Origin of the sequence: Siphonobacter sp., assembly GCF_048595215.1 — a bacterium.
In the GTDB taxonomy this organism is placed as follows: Bacteria; Bacteroidota; Bacteroidia; order Cytophagales; family Spirosomataceae; genus Siphonobacter.
In genome coordinates this window covers 1-22491 of the sequence record NZ_JBMDWJ010000238.1, presented here as the reverse complement: position 1 = coordinate 22491, position 22491 = coordinate 1, and the positions used below count along the sequence as shown (strand labels likewise).

Annotated in this window: 14 protein-coding genes and 1 pseudogene; 3 read left to right on the top strand and 12 right to left on the bottom strand. The window is 48.9% G+C overall.

Annotated features, from left to right (window positions below):
* Positions 1–48 precede the first annotated feature (48 nt).
* The 3 genes from ACOJTG_RS14970 to ACOJTG_RS14960 form a co-directional block, all read right to left on the bottom strand.
* A complete protein-coding gene (locus tag ACOJTG_RS14970; RefSeq protein WP_420154564.1) occupies positions 49–1566 on the bottom strand; it encodes a RagB/SusD family nutrient uptake outer membrane protein in 1518 nt (505 codons plus the stop codon).
* A 72-nt stretch (positions 1567–1638) separates the two neighbouring features.
* Entirely contained in the window at positions 1639–4686 is a 3048-nt protein-coding gene (locus ACOJTG_RS14965; RefSeq protein ID WP_420154563.1) for a SusC/RagA family TonB-linked outer membrane protein, read from the bottom strand.
* Between the two features lie 286 nt (positions 4687–4972).
* Positions 4973–6292, bottom strand: coding sequence for a vanadium-dependent haloperoxidase (locus tag ACOJTG_RS14960; RefSeq protein WP_420154562.1), 1320 nt, complete (start codon positions 6290–6292; stop codon positions 4973–4975).
* A 262-nt stretch (positions 6293–6554) separates the two neighbouring features.
* Between ACOJTG_RS14960 and ACOJTG_RS14955 the strand changes: the two genes are divergently transcribed.
* Positions 6555–7673: a glycosyltransferase gene (locus ACOJTG_RS14955; protein WP_420154561.1), complete on the top strand. Its 1119-nt coding sequence runs from the start codon at positions 6555–6557 to the stop codon at positions 7671–7673.
* 30 nt (positions 7674–7703) lie between these two features.
* Here ACOJTG_RS14955 and ACOJTG_RS14950 read toward each other — a convergent pair whose 3' ends face one another.
* The 6 genes from ACOJTG_RS14950 to gltX form a co-directional block, all read right to left on the bottom strand.
* Positions 7704–9674, bottom strand: a complete 1971-nt coding sequence (locus tag ACOJTG_RS14950; protein WP_420154560.1) for a glycoside hydrolase family 127 protein — start codon at positions 9672–9674, stop codon at positions 7704–7706.
* A 148-nt stretch (positions 9675–9822) separates the two neighbouring features.
* Positions 9823–11289, bottom strand: coding sequence for an ATP-binding cassette domain-containing protein (locus ACOJTG_RS14945; protein ID WP_420154559.1), 1467 nt, complete (start codon positions 11287–11289; stop codon positions 9823–9825).
* Positions 11290–11345: 56 nt separating this feature from the next.
* Positions 11346–11933 carry a gliding motility lipoprotein GldD gene (gldD, locus tag ACOJTG_RS14940; protein WP_420154558.1) on the bottom strand — a complete coding sequence of 196 codons (588 nt, stop codon included), beginning with the start codon at positions 11931–11933 and terminating at the stop codon, positions 11346–11348.
* A gap of 144 nt (positions 11934–12077) precedes the next feature.
* Complete coding sequence (locus ACOJTG_RS14935) at positions 12078–12860, bottom strand: TIGR00266 family protein (protein WP_420154557.1); 783 nt, start codon at positions 12858–12860, stop codon at positions 12078–12080.
* Between the two features lie 191 nt (positions 12861–13051).
* A complete protein-coding gene (locus ACOJTG_RS14930) occupies positions 13052–13327 on the bottom strand; it encodes a hypothetical protein (protein WP_102200994.1) in 276 nt (91 codons plus the stop codon).
* Positions 13328–13458: 131 nt separating this feature from the next.
* Entirely contained in the window at positions 13459–14952 is a 1494-nt protein-coding gene (gene gltX, locus ACOJTG_RS14925) for a glutamate--tRNA ligase (protein ID WP_420154556.1), read from the bottom strand.
* 152 nt (positions 14953–15104) lie between these two features.
* On the opposite strand from gltX, the gene ACOJTG_RS14920 reads away from it, so the two are divergent.
* On the top strand, positions 15105–15761 hold the full coding sequence (locus tag ACOJTG_RS14920; RefSeq protein WP_420154555.1) for a TatD family hydrolase: 657 nt from the start codon (positions 15105–15107) through the stop codon (positions 15759–15761).
* A 21-nt stretch (positions 15762–15782) separates the two neighbouring features.
* On the top strand, positions 15783–16610 hold the full coding sequence (locus ACOJTG_RS14915; RefSeq protein ID WP_420154554.1) for a tRNA threonylcarbamoyladenosine dehydratase: 828 nt from the start codon (positions 15783–15785) through the stop codon (positions 16608–16610).
* A 179-nt stretch (positions 16611–16789) separates the two neighbouring features.
* Here the strand turns inward: ACOJTG_RS14915 and ACOJTG_RS14910 are convergent, their stop codons facing one another.
* The 3 genes and pseudogenes from ACOJTG_RS14910 to ACOJTG_RS14900 form a co-directional block, all read right to left on the bottom strand.
* The gene (locus tag ACOJTG_RS14910) at positions 16790–18478 is read right to left on the bottom strand and encodes a RagB/SusD family nutrient uptake outer membrane protein (RefSeq protein WP_420154553.1); all 1689 of its coding nucleotides are present in this window, start codon (positions 18476–18478) and stop codon (positions 16790–16792) included.
* Positions 18479–18522: 44 nt separating this feature from the next.
* Positions 18523–21531: a SusC/RagA family TonB-linked outer membrane protein gene (locus tag ACOJTG_RS14905; RefSeq protein WP_420154552.1), complete on the bottom strand. Its 3009-nt coding sequence runs from the start codon at positions 21529–21531 to the stop codon at positions 18523–18525.
* Positions 21532–21777: 246 nt separating this feature from the next.
* Positions 21778–22491, bottom strand: a pseudogene (locus tag ACOJTG_RS14900) (hypothetical protein); the annotation flags it as partial.

The following is a 22491-nucleotide window of genomic DNA, read 5'->3' as shown; positions in this document are numbered from 1 at the left end:
CTTCCCAACCTGGAAAGGAGCCTGTAAAATAAGGTAAAGCATCTAAAATTAATAACCCGGATTTTGCTCCAACAGAGGGTTACTGTTTCGCTGCGTAGCCGGAATCGGCATCAGGTTATACTTGGAGTCCGTTACGGGTTTAAACTGCCAGGCTTTTTCAGTAAAGGACTTGAAGCGAATCAAATCCGTACGGCGACGTCCTTCGAAAGCAAACTCCCGTCCGTATTCTTTCAGCAGGTTGTCCAGGGTCATATCGGAAGCCGTAAAATCAGCTACACCGGCCCGTTTCCGAATCTGATTGATGTAAGGCAGAGCCTCCGCCACTTTTCCCTGCCGGAATAAAGCCTCGGCTTTGGTCATCAACACGGATGCATACCGGAAAATTGGAAAGTCGTTATCCTGACTGGTAATCAAGTTATTCGCCTGAATTTCGAATTTCTGAAAACGAACGCCCTGATACGCTAAAGCCCGTTCCAAAGCATTGATTTCCGGGGTAAAATTCACGTCATGCCGTTGTCCATCTACGCGGTCATCGTACTGAATAACTCGTCCATCGGGACCCGTCTGCGGACCAGCTAACCACATTTTCTTACGGGCATCCTGATCGCTAAACGTTGAATAAAAATCGGCGTACGTACAGTAGCCATTCCAGGGGCTATTGGCCAGTCCGTACTTCTGCTGCAACGCGTAGTGGAGGGTACGCAATTGGAAGGTGTTCCCGGTAGCAAACGTTTTGTCATAAGGAATGACGAAAATGTTCTCGGCTCTTGATCCGTTCCGATCGTTATTGACAGCAAAGTTGTCCAGGAAGTTCGGCGATAGCGAATACAGTTTTGAGTTGATCACCGAGTCTGCTTCTGCGGCGGCCTGAGCCCAACGAGGCGTACCCGTAAAAACTCCTGCGTTCAGGTACACGTGAGCCAGCAGAGCGTGTCCGGCACCGCGTGACATCCGTCCGTACATGGCAACGCTGTTTTCATTCCGCATCAAAGGAATCGCTTCTTTCAATTCCTTTTCAATAAAGTAGAAAACGCTATCCCGGGGGCTTTGTCGAGGGTTTCCGGCGGGAGAATTTTCCGTCAGAATGGGAACCCGGCCAAACAAATCCACCAGATAGTAATAATTCAGAGCCCGGATTCCCCGCAACTCCGCAATTGTGTTCTCCTTATTTGCTACGTTAGACTCTTTCAGAGTGCCAATATTGATATTAACGTTAGCAATACTGCGGTAAAAAGCTTCCCAAGCTCCGTTAATGTTTGATGGAATAACGGGCGTAAACTGATGGCGGGCTAACTGTTGCCAACGACCATCATCATACCAGTCAGGTCCCCGCGTCGGTACTACCACTTCATCCGTAGTGGTTTCCTGCAACACAAAGGGATCGTCTACGAAAGACCGTAACGTTCCGTAGGAGGAACCAATAACGGCGTTCAGATCGGATTCAGTAGCTGGGAAATTACTTGCATCGGCCCGATCATATACGGTAGAATCCAGATTGGTACAGGATTGATTGAAAATCATCATCCCTGTAAGCCCGAGTCCGTATAAAATTTTAAGCGTTTTCATAAGAAGTATGATATTCTATAAATAAGCCTAAAGCTTATTACTGATTACATAATGAATTTACTCGCTACTAGCCTAGAATGTTAATGAAACACCGGCTACCAACGTGCGAGCCCGCGGGTAGTAAGAGACAGGGTCAACGCCCGGTGACAGGTTCACCGCCCGGTTATCGTCGCTGATTGAACCATACTGGCTACGCGAATCTCCAGTACGTACTTCTGGATCAGCTCCACGGTACTTCGTAATAACGAAAATGTTTTGACCGGAAATGTAGACCTGAGCATTCTGAAGAATTTTCTTCAGACCCGGAATGCGGTAACCCAAACGGAAGTTGTCCAGCCGTACAAACGAGGCATTTTCCAGCCACAGATCCGACCAGGCAGAGGATACGCCCGTGCCGATACCCGTCGTGAAGGCATCTTTCAGCAAGTTTTCGCCGGGAAACCGGTTGGGGTTCGCAAAGTAGATGTACATCCCGTTGGCTACTTTCTGACCTAAACTCCCGCGGAAGAAAAAGGATAAATCCCAGTTCTTGTACGTGAAGTTGTTTTGCCAGCCCAAAGTCAGCTTGGGTTGAGCGTTGCCCAGGTAGGTACGGTCGGCACCGGCAGGTTGCGTTCCTCCACCCCCTAAATCCTGATAAATGTACTCACCACGGTCGTTGAAACCCGTTACGCGGGGACCGTAGAACGTACCGATGGGATAGCCTTCCTGCAATACGATGGGGGAAGCAATACCGCCCTGTCCGCTACCGAAACCACCGTAAAGGATAGGGTTACTGGTGTTGTACTGAAACAGGTCATTACTCAACGATACGATTTTATTCGTATTGTGAGCCAGGTTTAGGGTGGTACGCCACTCGAAATCCTGTTTGCTGATGGCCTGGAAGTCCAGAGCTAATTCAACCCCTTTGTTGGATACCCGACCTACGTTTGCCAGGACGTTGTTCGTTCCGGCAACGAGTTGCTGTGAACCATACCGGGAGCCAATGGCAACGGGATAGTTAAACAACAGATCGCGCGTGTCTTTGTAGTAAAATTCCAGCGAGCCCGTCAGGCGGCCTTTCATGAAACCGAAGTCTACCCCGATGTTGGTCATGGCAGAGGTTTCCCATTTCAAGTCTGGATTCGCGTTTTGTGAGTAGAAGTAAGCCGTTTGGAATCCACCGTTGGTATAATACGATCCTTGCGAACCGTATAAACGCCGGGCTGCGTAGTCCGCAATACCATCCTGGTTACCCGTGACACCGTATCCGGCCCGCAGTTTCAAATCGCTGAAGAGGTTACTGCTTTTAATGAAATCCTCTTCAATTAAACGCCAGCCCGCTGATACGGAGGGGAACCAACCCCAGCGGTTATTGGCACCGAAACGAGAAGATCCATCACGGCGGATATTGGCCGTCAACAAGTACTTTTCGTTGTACGAATAGTTAAGCCGACCAATCAGACCTACCAGGATCGCTTCTGACTTGTACGAGTTTACCCGACGGTTGGTCGATCCATCCGCGTTATCGTTACCCGATTCCAGGTTATTGTAACCAAAGGCATCGGGAAAATTGCTGTGCTCGGCACCAAAACCTTCGTTGCTAACTTTTTGATACGTATGACCTAACAGAACGCTAAAGTTGTGTTTATCAATCGTATTCGAATAGTTAACGGTGCTTTCAATCAAGCGATCCAGTACTTCCTGGGTTTCCCGACGGGCCCGTGAAATACTGTTTCCACTACCCCGGAAATAACTGGGGATGAAGAAACCATACAGGTAATCAAACGTACTTTGCGAAGCATTCACCCCTACTTTCAAACCTTTCACAATTTCGTAGCTGGCTTTGGCATTCAGTAACGTCTGACGCTCTTTGCCTTCATTCGTCAACTGCATCAGACGAGCCAGTGGGTTTTCTACTTCAAACTGTCCCTGGGGCTGGTTGAAGGTTCCGTCGGCGTTGTAAATCGGCTGCGTCGGGTTGAAACGTACCGCTGAACGCAGGGCTCCGTAATCGACGAATTTTTTGTTATTCGTTTGGTGGGACAGTAAAAGTTGAATTTCCAAACGATCGTCCAACGCTTTCTGTACCAGGTTCAAGCGAGCGTTAATCCGGTTGAATCCGGAGTTTTTCACGATACCGGGCTGATCCAGATACACCAGTGAACCCCGGTAGCTAAATTTTTCGGCTCCACCACTGACGGCTACCGAGTGGTTCTGCGTCCAGGAAGTTTGGGTTACCTGATCAATCCAGTTGGTTGAAGCTCCAAAGTCCTGACCCGTGACGTTCCGTTCCGCCAATTTCGCCCGAAATTCGTCTGGCGTCAGGAACCCAGGACGCCGTACTTCTTTGCCCATCGAAATGTAACCACTGTATTCAACCGAGGTACGACCTGCGGTACCTTTTTTAGTCGTAACAATGATTACGCCGTTTGCCCCGCGTGAACCGTAGATCGCCGCGGCAGAAGCATCTTTCAATACGTCAACCGACTGAATATCTTCCGGAGCAACGCTGTTCAAGGGAGCACCTGCTACCCCATCAATTACAATCAGAGGCTCAGAGTTGGCGGACAGCGATGACGTTCCGCGTAAACGAATGGTAGGACGGTTATTGGTAGGATCACTGTTGGGAGCACTAATCACCAGACCAGATACTTTACCCTGTACGGCTTGTAAGGGGTTGTTCAAGACCCCCGCGTTAAAGTCTTTCGAAGTTACCGTGGCAGTGGCTCCGGTTACGTCCGCTTTCCGCTGCGTACCGTATCCGACGACGACGACTTCCGAAAGCGACTGAGAATTAGGCTGTAACGTTACATCGAGTGTGGTCTGGTTCGTAATATCGATTTCCTGCGAAATCATACCAACGGACGTAAAGCGAAGTTTCGAACCGGATGTAACGCTAATCTTATACGTTCCATCGGCGGCAGTTTGTGTACCATTAGAAGTACCAACGACTAAAATGCTCACACCGGGCAGATCGCTTCCATCTTCAGCTGAAGTAACCTTTCCAGTAAGGGTTCTTTGCTGAGCCCAGGTCGTCATGTGGAGAAGAATCATTAAAAGACTCAGACATGCGGTAGACCACTGTCTGAATTTACTTTTTTGACCCAACGAGCTACGCTGCAAGTAAGTCTGTTTCATCATTTGTAAGGGTTATGTATTGTATTAGTAAACTTGGTTAGAGCAAAGTGTCCATCTAATTAGAAAAGAACAAACCGGATCTCTCGAATTTGTCTAGTATATTATTAGATGGATACATTTTTACTGCTTCCCGGTACGCAAACTACAATATTTAATTCATATAATACAATTTCAATCTTATTGTTTTCAAAAAAACAATTTAGTCATTTATACTCATAAAAAAGTATAATTTAAATACCTCATCGTTGTATTTTACAAATGAGTTTTTTACGCCTAAGTATTTTTTTTACTGCTTGGTCTTAATTTTATGCAAAATCCAGGTACCAACGGATTCGCCCTGACTAAAGCCATCGTCAATCGCCGTTTTGAAGTGAATTCCGCCATACAGCCTACTAATGGCGGCTTCGGTTGCCGCCGCTTTAAAGGAAGAGTACTGACGCACGGGTAATCCATACGCTAGTTCAGAGGAATCGGCAAAGGTTAAATGATCCCCCAACACGGCCGTTAACGTAACCGCTGAGGCAGCGGAAACGACACTATGCCCGGATGGATATTCAGGAAAGGGTGGTGTTTGCAATAAAGGCTGCCACTGATCATCGATTAGATTGTTGATGTACGTTTCTGGTCTAATACGAACCGTACGGTATTTTTCATCCCAGCAAGCGATGAATCCATCAAATAAAGCGATGGACGTAAGTAGGTACGCTTCGGCGGTTTGCATGAAATCTTTCTGGGTTTTCCGGGTGGTAAGACCCACGATACTCATCCAGTGGCCGCCTGGGGACATTTTCTTGGTAGCGAACGCCGCGTGCCCCTGAATATTCATTTTGAACGGATTACAATCCCAGAAATTTGCGATTTCCTTCTCCTCTTCAGTACTAAACTTTACGGCTTCGTATACCTCTTTCGCCTCCTTGTAACAATCACTGGCGGGATTATCGCTGTAGGCTGGAAAACCCTTAAGCCGGAATTGCGTAGCCGAATCCAGGGCCAAAGGCCGGATTTTGGCCCAGAATGGTTCCAAGGCATCCATGTACGCGGGTGGCGTGGGTACCCAGCTTCCTTTTTGATTCGTTACGGTATAGCGGAATCCCCGGGTTTCCTTATACTGGTCTTTTAACGAGTACGCAATGACGTGTTTGGCCACCGCCTCTCCATACTGCATGGAGCGATCGTACACGTCCGAAGGCAGAGCCTTTTCAAACGATTCGTAAAAATCCTTTTCAAAATCATCAATCATACCGCCTGAGAAGGTCCACTGCCGACCGACCAGCAGAAAGGCCCGACTACTGGCCAGTGGAAAGCAGTACTCCTGATCGGCTTCGGGCTTGGGCGTAGCCGTGTACTCATTCAACTGTCCCGCCATGCTTCTATACTGCGGATACGCAGGCAACAAGGCTTCGTACGCGGCTAGACTAGAATACGCGTAAATACGAGCGGCTACGGGCGGTCCGAATACATCGTGGATGATGACCTGGGTCAGTTTGCGTTCAGCCTTTCGTAAAAATTCAGGATTATTGGTAAGACGGGTGTATTCCTGCTTATTTTTCTGACAGCTACTGAAAATCAGCATAGGAAGAAGTAAGAGGAGGGGAAGTCGCTTCATTCGAACTTACTATAGTATAATTTTATTGCAATAAATTACCACAAAAATAGCAGAACTCATAGCATCGTTGTCGTTTTTAGGAATTAACTATAATTTTATTTTCATACGATTTCCTAGTAATCTGATCCTTCTAGATTCCTCTTAACCTCCGTAGAACAAAAGCATCAGTCGTATCTTTGCCGGAAGCAGTTGTTCGCAATGCATTCCGTGAACGTATTCCCAGTGGCTTTCCAACCTAACTTAGAAACAGAGTTATTGCTGCATGAAACCTAATGTACTACACCTGAGTACTCTGCATCGGGGGGATGATTCGCGAATGGTCCTGAAGATGGCGGTTAGTACGGCCCTGCGTTACCCGACTACCGTACTAGCGACGCCACCGCTGAGCTCCTCTGCTTCAGTAAATTTCATTGCAATTCCCTACGAGTCTTCGTTACTGAAACGGTTGCTTTTCGTACACCCACGAGTTTTGTGGCATAGTGTACGAATACGAGCGGACATTGTACACGTACACGCCCCCGAAGCCTTACCCGTTGCGTTGCTAAATCAGTGGTTGGGGTCAAAAGTCATTTTCGATGCGTACGAAAATATGGCGAAGCAACTCGATGGCAAGCAGATCAACAACGGTCGGCTGTTTCGCTGGTTCTTCCGACTCTTCGACCGTATCGCTCGCCGGAAGTTTTACTTCATTTTCGCGGAAGATTCGTATCTGGAATCGTATACGGATATACAGAAGCCGTCCATCGTCCTGCATAATTTCCCGGACCTTTATTTATTTCCTTCCGCTGCTCCTTCAACGACGGGTGGCCCGCCCGCCTTTTTCTATCTGGGACAAATCAGTAAGGCCCGTTGCCTGGATATCATGATTGAAGCGTCCCGTCTCCTGCGGAAGGAGTACCCGGATTTTCGTTGGCATATTTTTGGGAAACCGGGATTCGATCTTCGCTCCTTTGAAGAAATAGAACAGTTACCCGGCTATGCGGAGGTCAGAGAAAACTTGATCTTTTACGGACATACACCGGCTCCGGAAGCGTATCGAATGGGAGCTGGATGTTTGGGCGGGGTCGCCCTATTACGACCCATCGGCGATTTTCCCGGATCGTATCCCAGTAAAATCTTTGAATACATGGCCTTGGGTTTGCCCGTTATTACGTCCAACTTTCCTTTGTATCAATCAGTAGTTGAGGAAAACGAATGTGGCTTTTGCATCGATCCTACTGACGTGGAGCAGTTGTATGAGTCCCTGAAGACTTTAATTGAGCAACCTACCGTCCGAGCACAGATGGGTGAACGCGGCAAACGGGCCGTCCGGCAACGCTACAACTGGACTCACGAACAACAGCGGCTGCTGGATTTTTACGAACGTATCCTTCAAAACTAAAAGGCTCATCTGAAGAGGAACCTTTCTATCTTAGCGATTGTGTACCCAAACGGCCATTTTCCCCACACCCCGATGACTCCAGAGGTGGTACGGAATGGCTGTAAATTTTGCCCCGCCGGGGTTTTCTCCTTTGATGAGTACACTCGTGGTGATGAAATCCGGAGCGTTAACGGCTTTTAGTTTCGTCTGCTCATTGATGGAAATTTGCTCGACCTCGCCACCGTTATCCACGCCCTCCACGCAGTACACAATCGGGCCGCGTTCGAGAGCCACCCGGCCCTGATCCGCTTTCACCTTTTCGTGAGCCAGTACCTTGCGAATGGGCATTGGTAATTCCATTTCTACGACATCCCCTTTCTTCCAGGTTCGCTGCAGTACGGCAAAGCCTTTTTCGAGCTGATACGCAGCTTTTTTTCCGTTGACTTTAATCGTGATGGGCTGAGCTTCGCCGTTCTGATACCGGTACAGATCGCCAGGCATGGGTTTGCCCTGAGCCCAGCCGGGAATTCGAATTCGTACTGCAAAGTCCGTAGCTTTTTCGGGCGTAAGTGTCAGTTTCTGAAAGCCATTCCAGGGATAATTGGTCTCCTGCGTTACGGTCAGAGGCTGGTTATTAAGAGACACGTTAGCAGTACCGGCCATGAACAGATTCAGGTACAGATCATTATTTCGGACGGCGTACACATAGCCCGGCAGAGAAGGCATGACGCGGGTAACGTTGGTGGGGCAACAAGAGGTCGCAAACCATTCGACCCGGGTCGCTTCACCGTTGAACTTGGTTACGCCATCGGCAGCCAGTGGATTAGGATAGAAGAAATGCGTACCGTCCAGCGAGACCCCCGACAGAAAGCCGTTGTACATGATTCGCTCGAAGACGTCCAGGTAAGCGGCATCGCCCGATTCCAGAAACATCCGGTAATTCCAGAGCATCTGAGCTACGGAAGCACAGGTTTCGGCGTAGGCTTCCTGATTGGGTAATTCGTAATCTTCCCCGAACCCTTCGTTCATCCGGTTGGCTCCTACCCCGCCCGTCAGAAACATTCGCTGATCTACGGCGTTGTGCCAGAGTTTATTGAGGGCTTTGCCGTAGGTTTTGGCTCCCATTACCGCATCTACATCGGTCATACCCGCGTACAGATAACCCGCCCGTACCGAGTGACCCACCACTTCGGTCTGCTCCGTTACGGGAATGTGATCCTGGAAGTACAAACTATCGGCGTGCGAAGCACTACCGTCGGGTTGCTGTACGATGAGAATCCGGCGAAGGTCCTTGCGACCCCGCATATCAATGAAAAATTTGGCCAGATCCAAGTATTCTTTCTTTTGGGTGGCCCGGTAGAGTTTGACCAATCCCAACTCAATTTCTTCGTGGCCGGGTACCTCAATTAACTTCTCCGGACCGAATACCTTCAATAAATAATCGGCGTTTTTGGTGGCTACGTTTAGTAAGGTTTTCTTTCCGGTAGCCTGGTAGTGGGCCACGGCGGCTTCGTACAAATGGCCTACATTGTAGAGTTCGTGCGAACCATTTAAGAAATTAAACCGGGTATAGCCGGCTCGCCAGTCCCGGTCCATTACTTTATCGCCCAAAATGGTACGAATCGTGTACAGGTACCCATCGGGTTCCTGAGCCGCCGCGATTTTAGTAATGACGGTATCCAGATACGCTTCTAGTTTCGGATCGGGATGGCTAGCCAGCGAGTACGAAGCTCCTTCGACCACTTTGAATACGTCGGAATCATCGAATCGCTGCCCCTGAAATTCTCCTTTCTTCAACTTCCCCGCAATAGCAAAATTGTCAATCCGACCCGTTTCCTCGCACTTCTGAAAAGCAAAGGGAATGGTTTGCGTACGGTTAGTTTCAATCCGGGGCTGCCAGAAAGCCGAAGTAATTTTAACGTTCGTAAAGGGTACGGGTTGGATGGGATAATCCTGGCTCCGAGCGGAAAACGTCAGGATTGAACCGAGTATCGCAGTGGTCAGGAAGGTACTTTTTCTCATAAAATGCCAGCTTGGGTACGTTTAAAACGCATGTTCTCAAAAAAATGATACCTCTTCGCTTCAAACGGTCTGAAAAATGATCGGCCTTGGCTGAGTTGTTCAGCCAAGGCCCGCTTCTCGATTCCTACCCTACCATTCACTCAAAAGCCTACTCCATTTCCGCTACTCTTCCGCCATTCAGCTGAAGCATACGGGTTACACATTCAGGGATTTCCTCCGTGTAATGCGAAACGTACAACAAGGTACGGTCCGTATTTTCACACAGACTATCGACCGTATCCCGAAAACGAATCATCTGATCCGTATCCAGTCCCTGACAGGGTTCATCGAGAATAAGTAGGGGCGGGTTTTTGATTAAGGCCCGAGCCAGCAATACCAGCCGTTGCTGCCCGGTGGAAAGCTGAGCCAGTCGTTTATCGTGATAAGCTTGCAGTTCAAACGCCGTCAGGAATTGTTCAACGTAAGCGGCTTGTTCGTCTTTGAGTTTTTTGAACAGACCCATAGTATCAAACAGCCCGGAAGCTACCACTTTCCAGACGTTTTGATCGCGGGGAAAGTACAAATGCAGCTCGGGAGAGACGAATCCAATGTTTTTCTTGATATCCCAAATGCTTTCGCCCGTACCCCGTTTCCGGTCAAATAAGTCAAAATCATTAGCGTAAGCCTGCGGGTTATCGCCCGTAATCAAACTCAGTAAGGTAGATTTTCCGGAGCCGTTCGGACCAAGCAAGGCCCATTTTTCGCCCCGTTTCACCTCCCAGTTTATCCCGTCCAGTACTTGGGTTTCTCCGTAGCGAATCGAAATATTTCGCATGCGGATGGCATACGAGAAAGCCGCCGCGGACGTCAGGGGTTCGGGTAGCTGAATCTGGTCCCGCCGCTTCGCTGCGGCAGGGGGTACATAGTTCCATCGCAGCAAGGACTTGCCTTCGGGTAACTCCAGTACGTGCGTAATGGGGTTGGGAATATCCGTCGGCGGAGCGACCAGAATCAGCGTCGTACCCGTTTCGGCGATGTGCGTGAGAATGTCGTGCAAAGCGGCCCGGCTCGCTACATCCAGTCCAACAAACGGATTATCCAGTAAAAGTACCTGCGGATTTTTCAGAAAGCTCAGCGTGAGCAGCGTACGCCGGGTTTCGCCGTTGGAAAGCGAGGTAACATGCCGATCCAGCAAATGACTAACCCGTAACCGTGTAGCCACTTCCTGCACATACGCCTCCTCGTAAGCCAGCGGCGGTAACTGGATCGAATGAGCATCGACTGTACCTACGGGTTTCACCTGGTTTTGCAGGACTTCCCATACCGTTGGACTTTCCACCGATGCATAACTGTTAAACCGTTGCTGATAGAAGGTGGCCGAAGCGGCGATGTTTCGGTTAAAACTAAAATCGTTGGGTACTAATTCGATGCTTCCTTTCGGTAGATTCGAATGAAACACGCCTCCCAATACGGATCGTTTTCCGGCCAATATGGATAACAGCAAAGACTTTCCCGAACCCGTAGGTCCTACCAAGGCCCAGTGTTGGCCTTTTTCCAGCGTCCAGTTTAAGTTTTCGATCAGGGTTTCTCGCTCCCAACCGATGCGGGCATTTATCAATTCAAAATGTACAGACATTCGCTACTGCTATTGTAGGCCAGGGATTGTATACTCCCAGCCGCGTTACTCATTGGTTATTTTTTCCACTTCAGGGTATTCACCAGGTGCATTACATCCTGCTTGATGTACTCGACCACCGGAGCCAGGGAATCATTCTCCGTAGCCGTTTGCAGATACATGGCTCCGCGTAGGAAATGCTTCGTGGAATCTGTTGTATAAAACTGCATATGACTGGGTACATCTCCGGCGATTTCCAACAGGGTAAAGGTCTGTCCAGACTTACCCAGGGCGACGGCATCTTTCAGTGCATAAGCCTTTTCCTGATGTTTAGCAGCCAGCTTGTATGCGTCGGAAATAAAGCCCCGCAGGCGTTCTTTACTGCCCTGTACGGGCTTGTAAGTCAGTTGAACATTCGCTTTCAGAGACGGATACGTAATGAAAATCCAATGGGGCTCGGCTCCTTTGAACGTATCCGGTTTGATTACTGCGGCTTTGGAATACTCGAAGGTATACGGATGATTTTCCGTGAGGGGCTGATACGCGTGCGGGGGTAAATCAATCCGGGGAAAGCCTTTGGGTTTGGGCGTATAATCTTCGCTACAAGACCATAAAATACTACTCATTAAAAGCGTCAGGAGGCTGTAAGAAAGAGTTCGGAGCATCTTTTTAGTGGTCTGTTTTCCGTTTTCTGTTTCAGACCTTACGTTCAGGAAAACGGTAAATGCTATAACGAAAAGCGGGAATCCAACTGATGGATTCCCGCGAATTTATAATTATTTTCCTAGGAGTTTAGTACCGATGTTCGTTTACTCAAACAAGTTACCCAGGCCGCCCAGTACCGAACCACTTTCTTTGCCACTACCCGTGACACTGGTCATGGAACCCAGGGCATTCGCTAGTTTTACAATCGGCATCGACTGAATCCAGACCCGGCCCGTACCCGAAAGGGTCGCCAGGAAGATACCTTCACCGCCGAATACCATGGATTTTAAACCACCTGAACGCTGGATGGAATAGTTGATTTGTTGCTCAAAACCTACGATACAGCCCGTGTCAACCCGTAGGGTTTCATTATTCAGATACCGCTCAATGACAACTCCACCGGCGTGGATGAACGCCAGTCCGTCTCCCTCCAATCGCTGGAGAACAAAGCCTTCCCCACCGAACAGTCCCGAACCGATTTTTTGATTGAACGTGATCGCTACTTTCGTTCCTAGGGCGGCACAGAGGAAGCTATCTTTCTGGGTAATGAGGGCCTGTCCCGGTAAATTGGCCAGATTGATGGGCAGTACGGTACCTGGATACGGAGCTGCAAAAGCCACTTTACGCTTGCCGTAGCCACGGTTGGTAAAGTGCGTCATAAAGAGCGATTCGCCCATCAGCTTCCGGCTTCCGGCCTGCAGGAGTTTCCCCAGCAACCCGCGATCGGGTTCCGAGCCATCGCCCATTTTGGTTTCGAACTGAATGCCATCTTCCATAAAGAGCATGGCTCCGGCTTCGGCAATTACCGTCTCGTTCGGATCCAGTTCGATTTCAACGATCTGAATGTCTTCACCAATAATCTTGTAATCAATCTCGTGGCTACGCATGGTAGTGTTCAGGTTTTAAAGCGTTTGAGTCGTTTGATAAAGGGCCAGTAGCTAAAATAAACGTTTATGGTTTCAGTGGCAATCACTGCTTTAAACTATTCTATTCCAGCAACTTGTATAAAATTCAATGTACTAAATACGGCTTTATGCTGCTGACTCAAACCCCGCAACCTGAAACGTTCCAAACGTGGTTACTCCCCTAATTCCCGTTTGAGATCGTCCGGTAAATCGAAATCCTCCTCTTCTTCTTCATCCTCACGTTTACGACCCGGCAAAGCCTCCAAGTCATCCCGATGACGAAGTTTTTTATCGTCTACCGTCCGGTTTAGAAATTCGTTGATCTTGTCGATGGGCAGAGACATATTCAGCTCGCCAAAGTTATTAATCGTAATATCCAGGCCTTCCAAGTCTTTATGAACTCGCGGCTTTTCGGGTTGAACGGGCTTTTTTGGTGATTTCTTAGCCATGGCTTTTTTAGTTTATAGTTTTCAGTTGTCGGTTTTCAATTCGTACTCCTATTCTAAAGGATTCACCTGCTTAGCTCAAACAAACCCGTACCAACACCCTATTGAAAATTGAAAACCGACAACTGAAAACACTATAAAACTTTCGTTAATCGGTTGATGACTTCTGCTTTACCCATGATTTCCATGGAAAGCATCAGATCCGGCCCGGCGGCGGCTCCGGTCAGTACCACCCGAAGGGGTTGCATAACTTTACCCAGCTTGATGCCTTTCTCATCGGTCACCTTATGCAAGGCTTCCTTGGCCGTTTCGGCAGTGAAAGGTTCTACGGCGGGCAAAGCTTCGGCGTAAGCCTGGACTACCCCGGCTACATCCGCGTTCCACTTGCTGTTCATTACCTGCTCATCGTACTGCGTGGGTGCTTCGAAAAGAAACTTCGACTGTTCGACGATTTCCTGCGGGAACGTGACGCGGTCCTTCAACAAATGCACGATACTTTGTACTTGCTCAATCGACGACGAAGGAAATGACGCTTTCAGTAATTCGGCTACCGATTCATCCGAACGTTGCCGCAAATATTGCTGATTGAACCACTTGGCTTTCGCAATATCGAAACGGGCTCCGGCTTTGTGAATCTTATCCAGACTGAACGCCGTAATCAGTTCGTCCATGGTAAACATTTCCTGCTCGGTACCAGGGTTCCAGCCCAAAAAGGCTAAGAAGTTCACGACAGCCTCAGGTAAGTACCCGTCCTCGCGAAAGCCGCGGGCCACGGTACCCGTTGCCGGATCTTTCCATTCGAGCGGAAATACCGGAAAACCGCCCAGATCCGCGTCACGTTTCGACAACTTGCCATTGCCTTCGGGTTTCAGCAACAGTGGCAAGTGAGCAAATTCAGGACGTTCCCAGCCAAAAGACTGGTATAATAATACGTGTAAAGGAGCCGAGGGCAGCCACTCTTCCCCGCGAATGACGTGCGTAATACCCATCAAATGGTCATCCACCACGTTCGCCAGGTGGTACGTCGGCATACCGTCGGCTTTGAGTAAAACTTTATCATCGATCTGGGACGAATGCACGTTTACCCATTCCCGAATCAGGTCTTTAAAGCGAATTTCTTCTTTGGCCGGTACTTTCAGACGGATTACATACGGCTCACCGGCGGCAATCTTCGCCTGTACTTCTTCCAGCGGCAAGGTCAGCGAGTTTTTTAAACGGGTCCGCGTGATGCTGTTGTACTGAAAAGCCGAACCCTGTTTTTCAAACGTCTGCCGCATTTCGTCGAGTTCTTCCGGCGTATCGAAGGCGTAGTAGGCCTTGTCCGTAGCCACGAGCGTTTCGGCAAAATCGCGGTACATGTGTTTCCGTTCCGACTGACGATAGGGTTCGTGGGGACCGCCCACGCCGATGCCTTCATCGATGGTGATACCCACCCATGCCAAGGCTTCGAGGATGTAATTTTCGGCTCCGGGTACAAAGCGGTTTTGATCCGTATCTTCAATGCGAAGGAGCATCTTTCCACCCGTCTGGCGGGCGAACAGGTAGTTATACAAAGCGGTACGAACGCCGCCAATGTGTAAGGCTCCCGTGGGACTGGGAGCAAAACGTACGCGAACTTGAGTAGACATAGTAATAGTTTCGGATGGCGGATGTACGAGCTGTCGATACGGTCTGATCGATTCGTAACCTGGCTCCGCTCCAGTTGCTGTGACAAAGGTACTTGTTTTCCAGGCGGGGTGTTTCGTTTTTTGCGTACGATTCGCTTTTCTTCCAACAAACGATGGCTGATTTATCTTTTTTGAATTTCCATACCCACCGTATCGAACCCAACAAAGGGACCGATAGTATTTATAATGCCCCTTTTTCGGAAGCAACGCCTACGGGGCAACGCATCAGTCTGGGCATTCATCCCTGGTACATTCAGGAAACGGCCATCGATTCGCAAGTAGCCCTGATCGAACAGGCTCTTCAGCAAAAACAATTGACTGCCGTGGGCGAATGCGGACTGGATCGGCTGACGGAAGCTCCACTTTCCCTGCAACAAGCGGTATTTGAACGGCAGTTGTTACTGGCCAATCAGTATCAGATGCCGGTCATTATTCACTGTGTACGGGCGTTCCCTGAATTAATTGCGTTGGTCAAGCGATTGAAGCTGAAGGTTCCATTGATTGTACATGGCTTCAACGCCAATGAGCAGATTGCCCAGCAATTGCTCCAGCACGATTTCTATTTTTCCCTCGGTCATGCGTTACTGAAAGAAGAATCGAACGCTTCGAAATGCCTGAAAATGATTCCGTTAGACCGACTTTTTCTGGAAACGGATAATCAGCAACTCCCCATTGATCGTATCTTTGTGGAGGCTTCCCGGCAACTGAATTGCTCTGTGAATGAGCTACAAAATCAAATCTGGCAGAATTTTCAGCGGATCACGGCCTGATGAAGCGGTATCCTTAAAGAGATGAGTTGGTTATCAAGAACTGAATTATTAATCGGGCCAGAAGGGCTCGATTTGTTAGCAAAGGCCCACGTTCTGGTGATTGGCCTGGGTGGTGTAGGCTCCTTCGCCGCCGAATTTATCGCCCGCTCGGGTGTGGGTGAAATGACTATCGTGGATGGTGATGTGGTAGACCCCTCTAACCGAAACCGTCAGTTACCCGCTCTGGCAACTACGCACGGACTTTCCAAGGCCGATCTCATGGCCGAACGATTGCTGAGTATCAATCCGGAATTGAAACTGCACGTACGCAAGGATTTTCTTTCCCCCGAAGCCGCCCGCGAAATTCTGAATCAGCCCTTTGACTACGTCATGGATTGCATCGATTCGATTACGCCGAAACTGACGCTGCTGGAAACGGCGTATCAGAAGGGGGATCGCATCATCAGTTCGATGGGAGCAGGTGGAAAATTTGACCCAACGCAGGTACAGGTGGCGGACCTGTTTCAGACCAAGTCCTGTACCCTCGCCTATTACGTACGCAAACGGCTGCGTCGCCTTGGGGTGCAATCGGGAATCAAGGCGGTGTACTCAACGGAGCTGGTACGAGCTGAATCGCTTATGCATACGGATGGTTCGAACTTTAAACGTTCGGCGTACGGAACGATCTCCTACCTGCCCGCCACGTTCGGAGCCGTCTGTGCTTCGGTCGTCATTCGGGATTTGCTGGGCGAACCCATCGCCGATTACGAAGCTTCCCAACTAGAGGCCCGGAAAAAGGAACAGCGGAAACGGGAAGAGTTTTTCCGTTTACAGGCGAAACGCAAAGCCAGACAGGCCTTAAAAAAGTAGGGCTGGACTAAAGTCCAGCCCTACGAAAAGGGTCGAGCTTACAGCTCTTATTGGGAACGTTGGGTTTCTATTGCATAGTTTGACTAACCATTAAGCTACCGTTTCTTATCAAAGAGAGCCGTAATCTTGATCCCTATTCGAGGCTCTCGGACTAAAGTCCGAGAGCCTCGTCCGTTCAATTAATAACCCGAATTTTGCGGAAAAGCTGAGGCACCGCCCGTAGTCCGGTCAATTTGCGTTTGCGGAATAGGCCGTAGGGTATGGAATTGCTGAATGTTAGCCGCTGCGTCCGGATTGTACTTCTTCACTCGCTCTACTAAAACGCCCCAGCGTTTGAGGTCGTACCAGCGGAACATTTCGCCGGCTAACTCGCGTTCGCGTTCTTCCATGATGAACTCCATAGTCAAATCGGAAACTTTGATCTTCATCGCTTCCTGCTGCCCAGGCCAGGCGGCCCGTACCCGAACAACGTTAATGGCGTCGGTGGCTTCCTGCATTTTACCGAGTTTCAGGTTTGCTTCGGCCAGAATCAGGTACGTTTCAGCCAATCGCATCACGAACCAATCGCGACTTCCCCACTCCGCCGTTACGTCCTGCCGTAGCGGATCGAAGAATTTCTTTAGCGGCGGAAACAACGTAGGTCTGTACTGGCTAGGTACCAATATTTGGTACGGTTTAGCGGCTCGTTGATCCTGTGTCCATTCCACCCCAGGAATAAAGATGGCCGTATCTCCCGCCGCGAACGTAACTTTCGTTTTCGAGTTGTCGAACACGTTGGTAAACGTACCCGGATTATTCGCATACCAGGTGTCCTTGAACGTTTTCTTATACCGCGAATCTTTGTTACGGTCCGCCGGATTAAAGACTACGTTCAACATATAATTCGTCGGCATATACCGTTTCCAAGGCCGACCGTTGGCCAAATCCCGCTTCATACCCGCCTGTACATCGTACTCATTCCCAAAGAATAAGTGAGTTTGATTGCCGTTGTAAATCGTTCCCGTGTTGCTGGAGCTAGGCCCAATGTCCGTCAAGGCATCATTCGTGTATTGAACGGCAAAAATGATTTCACTATTGACCTGATTCGCCTGATCGTAAACACTGGCAAAGTCGTTTAATAAGGCGTAAGAGTAGTTTTTCGTCACATTCTGAGCGTAGGTCGCAGCCTTGGTGTAATCATCCGCCGCCGCCGCTTCGGAGGTGGCTTTGGTCAGATAAACCCGGGCGAGCAAGTGTTCGCAGGCTCCCTTCGTGGCCCGACCATAATCGGACGTAGTGGTAGGCAACTGCGTTACAGCTGCTTCCAAATCAGCCGTGATCGCCGCATAAATGTCCTTAACCGGAGCCCGATTAAAGTCTTTTTTCGCTTCCAGGTTTCCCGTTAGCGTTAAAGCAACCGGCCCCCAGTTTTGTACCAATAGGAAGTAATGATGAGCCCGTAGAAACCGTAACTCAGCGATCCGCGTGTTTTTACTGGCATCCGCCAAACCAGCCACCTGACCCGCATTGGCTTTGTCGATGAGGATGTTCATCGTATTGATCGCCACGTAGAGGTTGTTCCATAAATCCCTCAACAAGTCGACATTGGAGCCAAACTGGGTGGTGTACTGATTCATGTACTTGTAACTACCGTCCGCTCCCATGGTATATGTATCGGTACCGAATACCGTCAGGTTCGTACCAATTTCGCGACCGTAGTAATCCCGTAAGGACGCATACGCCGCCCGCACGCCGGCCTCAAAACCCGCCGATGTATCGTAATACTCCGCTCCTACGGATGAAATGGCTTTTTCATCAAGCAGGTTACTGCACGACTGCCCCGTCAGCATCAGACTGGCAATCAGAAGAGAATACACTATTTTTTTCATGAATATTTTCCGTTGAAACCGAAAACGGTGTTTCCAATCGTTGGCTAAAATTTCGCGTTGATACCGAAGATGAATTGTCTAGCAGAAGGCGTTTGGCTTTCGGTTACACTATCCACCGTTTCGTTATCAATTCCTTTGTACTTCGACCGGTACTCCGAGAAAATGAAGGGTTGCTGAGCCGCTATATAGGCCCGCAGACTACTCATTCCGAGCTTCTTCGCAATACCTTCCGTGAAATTGTAACCCAGGTTAATATTCCGAACTTTTAGGAACGTACCGCTGAAGTAACGTAAGGTACTGGAATAGATAGGCGACTCCTGATTCTGGTTCGGACGAGGGAAATCGTTAGTTGGGTTATTGGGGGTCCAGTAATTAATATTCAGGTTATTGTACCGACCCGCCAGCGTATTAAAGGTCTGGTGGAAGGCACTCGTGATGGTGCTCCCCACGCGAGCATACAGGAAAAACGACAGGTCAAGTCCCTTGAAGCTAAAGCGGTTCGTCATACCCGCCGTGAACTTGGGAATCTGCGAGCCGATGATCATCCGGTCGTGGTCCGCATCAATTTTTCCGTCGTTGTTAACATCGAGCAGTTTTACTTCCCCTACGTTCTGACCGTATTTTTTAGCCAGTTCCTGCTCATCCGTCTGCCAGATACCCACTTTCTTGTAGTCGTAAATGGCCGTAATGGGTTGTCCAATAAAACGGGCATTTCCAATATCATCCACTTTACCGTTAAACAATTCACGAATCTGCTCTTTGTTTTTCGTGAATTGTAAATCCGTTGACCAGCGGAAGCCATTCGCAGCATCGATGTTGATCGTCGACAGCGTAATTTCTAAACCCTGGTTACGAGTTTTACCCACGTTCCGCAGTACGCTTCCGTACCCGCTCGTGAAGGGTAACTGATCGGAAAGTAATAAATCCTTCGTATCAGCCTGGTACACTTCGATAGAACCGGCCAGCCTTCCCCGGAAGAAGCTATAATCTAAACCGACGTTGGCCGTCGTCGTGGTTTCCCAACGCAAGTTCGGATTTCCGATCACATTAGGACGATAACCGTACGCTCCGATGGTATTCCAGGCGTACACCGTACGGGACAGCAACGTCTGCGTCTGATACGGGTCAATAGCCGTATTACCAATGGAACCCCAGCTACCCCGAAGTTTCAACTGATCTAGCCAGCTGACGCCTTTCAGGAATGCCTCGTTGCTCATGTTCCAGCCCAGGGCCAACGAAGGGAAAAAGCCGTATTTGTTATTCTTACCAAACCGCGAAGATCCATCGTACCGGCCCGTCAAGGTAAACAAGTATCGATCATTGTAGCTGTAATTAACGCGGGTCATGAACGACTGTAAGGTCCACTGCGTCAGTCCGGTACCCACACCCGCAATCGTCGAGGCCTGACCCAGACTGTAGAATTCCTGCGTAGAAGCGGGAATACCATTCACGTTGATCCGAGCCGTTTCGTAGTTGTCCCGCTGAATGGAGTGCAGAGCCGTAATGTTCAGATCGTGTACTTCGCGGAATTGTTTTTGATACGTCAGGATGTTTTCCAGCGTGTAGTTAAATCCTTGCGAGTAATCGGTCATACCGCGAGGATCACCGCCCCGACGGTCATTGGTAAACGTACCCCAAAAACGACCAAAGCGACGGTTGGTAAAGTCCGGTCCGAAATTGAGTCGGTACTTAAGTCCATCAACGATATTCCATTCCCCGTACAAGCTGTTGAAAATACGGATGGTTTTCGTTTCGGCGATGTTGGCTCCGGGTACTACTTCTGCTGCCGGGTTTGACTGCAAGCCATCCGACGTAGGTAGAAAAATCAGGTTGCCGTTATCATCGTAGGGTTTTCCCAGCGGATTTTCCCGTAAGGTTAATCCTAGTGGATTAAAACCGTTACCACCGCCCGGATAGAACGTATCATTTCCATTGCCAACGCTGTATACGGCGAAAGTCGACGTACCTACTTTAATGCGTTTCGTAATCTGGTGATCCAGATTGACCCGGAAGGAGTACCGCGTAAAATCCTGCGTTTTGATGATTCCCTTGTCCTGGAAGAAGTTACCCGAAATAGCAAACTGCGTTTTTTCACTACCGCCCTGTACGCCTAACTGGTGACTTTGGATTTGCCCTGTACGGAAAATATACGACTGGTAATCAGTCGTACGATTGTTAGCAATGCCATCCAATTCTACCGCTTCGAAAAGTTTGCTATCCGCAGCGGGATCTGAGTCACTGTACCGACCAACGGCTCGACGGGATTCGCGTTTGTACTCGGCGAACTCAGCACCGTTCATGACATCAATTTTACCCAGTACTTGTGAAATACCGTAATACCCATCATAGCTCACGATCGTTTTGCCGGTAGTACCCCGACGGGTAGTAACGATCACAACGCCGTTAGCTCCCCGAGATCCGTAGATAGCGGTTGCGGAAGCATCTTTCAGTACCTCCATCGATTGAATATCGTTGGGGTTCAGGTCGTCAATCCCACCCGCCAATGGAATCCCATCGACTACGTACAAAGGATCATTGGAAGCGTTGATCGAGCGACGTCCACGAATCCGTACCGTAACCCCCGCTCCGGGTCGGCTACCCGATTGTACGACATCGACCCCGGCTGCCCGACCCTGTAAGGCCTGTCGGGCGTTGGTAATGGGCAGTTCAGCAATTTCCTTGGAACTTACGGAAGAAATGGCTCCCGTTAACTGGCTTTTTTTCTGGGTTCCGTAGCCAACTACTACGACTTCCGATAATTCAGCCGACGAAGACGGAATGACTAATTCCAGTGAATTTTGATTGCCAACGGGGAATTCCCGCGTAAGATAACCTACGGAAGAAACGACTAGCGTAGCATTTTCGGGTACGGTTAGGGTGAAGCGACCCTCGGCATTTGTTACGGCTCCCCGCGTAGTTCCTTTGACTGAAACGCTGGCTCCGGGAATGGGTTGCGTATCGTCTCCGGTAACCCGACCGCTAATGGGCCGATCCTGAGCAAATACATTCCAACCAAGTCCGAGCAAGAATAGACTTAGTAATAGGTTCTTCATACAAGGGTAGAGGTTATCGTTTAAGTTAGTCTGATAAGATTACATCGCTAAAATGACCGCATTTGTCTACTCAAACCCTTATTTTTTAAACTTTTCTAAGAAAAAATTTAATATAAGTACTTATTAAATAAATTGATGATTTAAATAATACAATACAAAAGGCCCTAATCAAGTAGATTAGGGCCTTTTGTATTGTAAAAATATAAATTAGAAGCAGTATGTAATTCCCTAGAAGTCAGTATTTTATTAGCCTTTCATCCAACGTACCAAAGCAATTTCAGTAAATAAAAAAACTAAAGCTGCGATGATGAACCACTTCCAAAGGTCTTTTCCCACGTGCTGTTCTTTATAGGCCGAAGCAACATCGGCTTTATTCACGTTATCGAATACCTGTACATTCTTACGATCTTTAAAGATGGCTCGTAACTCATCCGGCGTGTACACCTGCATTTGCGATTCTTCATGGCCGTGGTTGAGGGCCAGCAAACGCACCAATTGGTTATTGAGCCGCAATTCGTAATAGCCTGATTCCAGTGGCGTACTACTCTGGCTCGACTGCGGTAACTCCAGATGCATTTGTGTACCAATCATTCGCTGTACCGGAATGAGTTCCAGTTTGTCTTTACGCAATTGGTACACTGCATTCTTAGGGCTACCCGTTACATCGAGTATGAGATCTTTCGATTCAAAGGAATAGGCAATGGGCTCTTGTCGTACACTTAAAGCCGCAATCTTATAAAAAATGGGAAGGAATAAGGCGTGCTGGGCAAAATCGCCGTACGTTGCTTCCAAGGGTGCCGCTAAGACATATACACGCCCTTCACCGGATTTCGAGGAAGTCAGAAAGGGCTCGCCGGATTTAAAACTCAAGAGCTTATCGCCTACGGCTTGCCAGGACCATACGGCTGTGGCCGCTGGCATCGTTACTTGTTCCTTACGAGTGGTCTCATCAAAAATGTC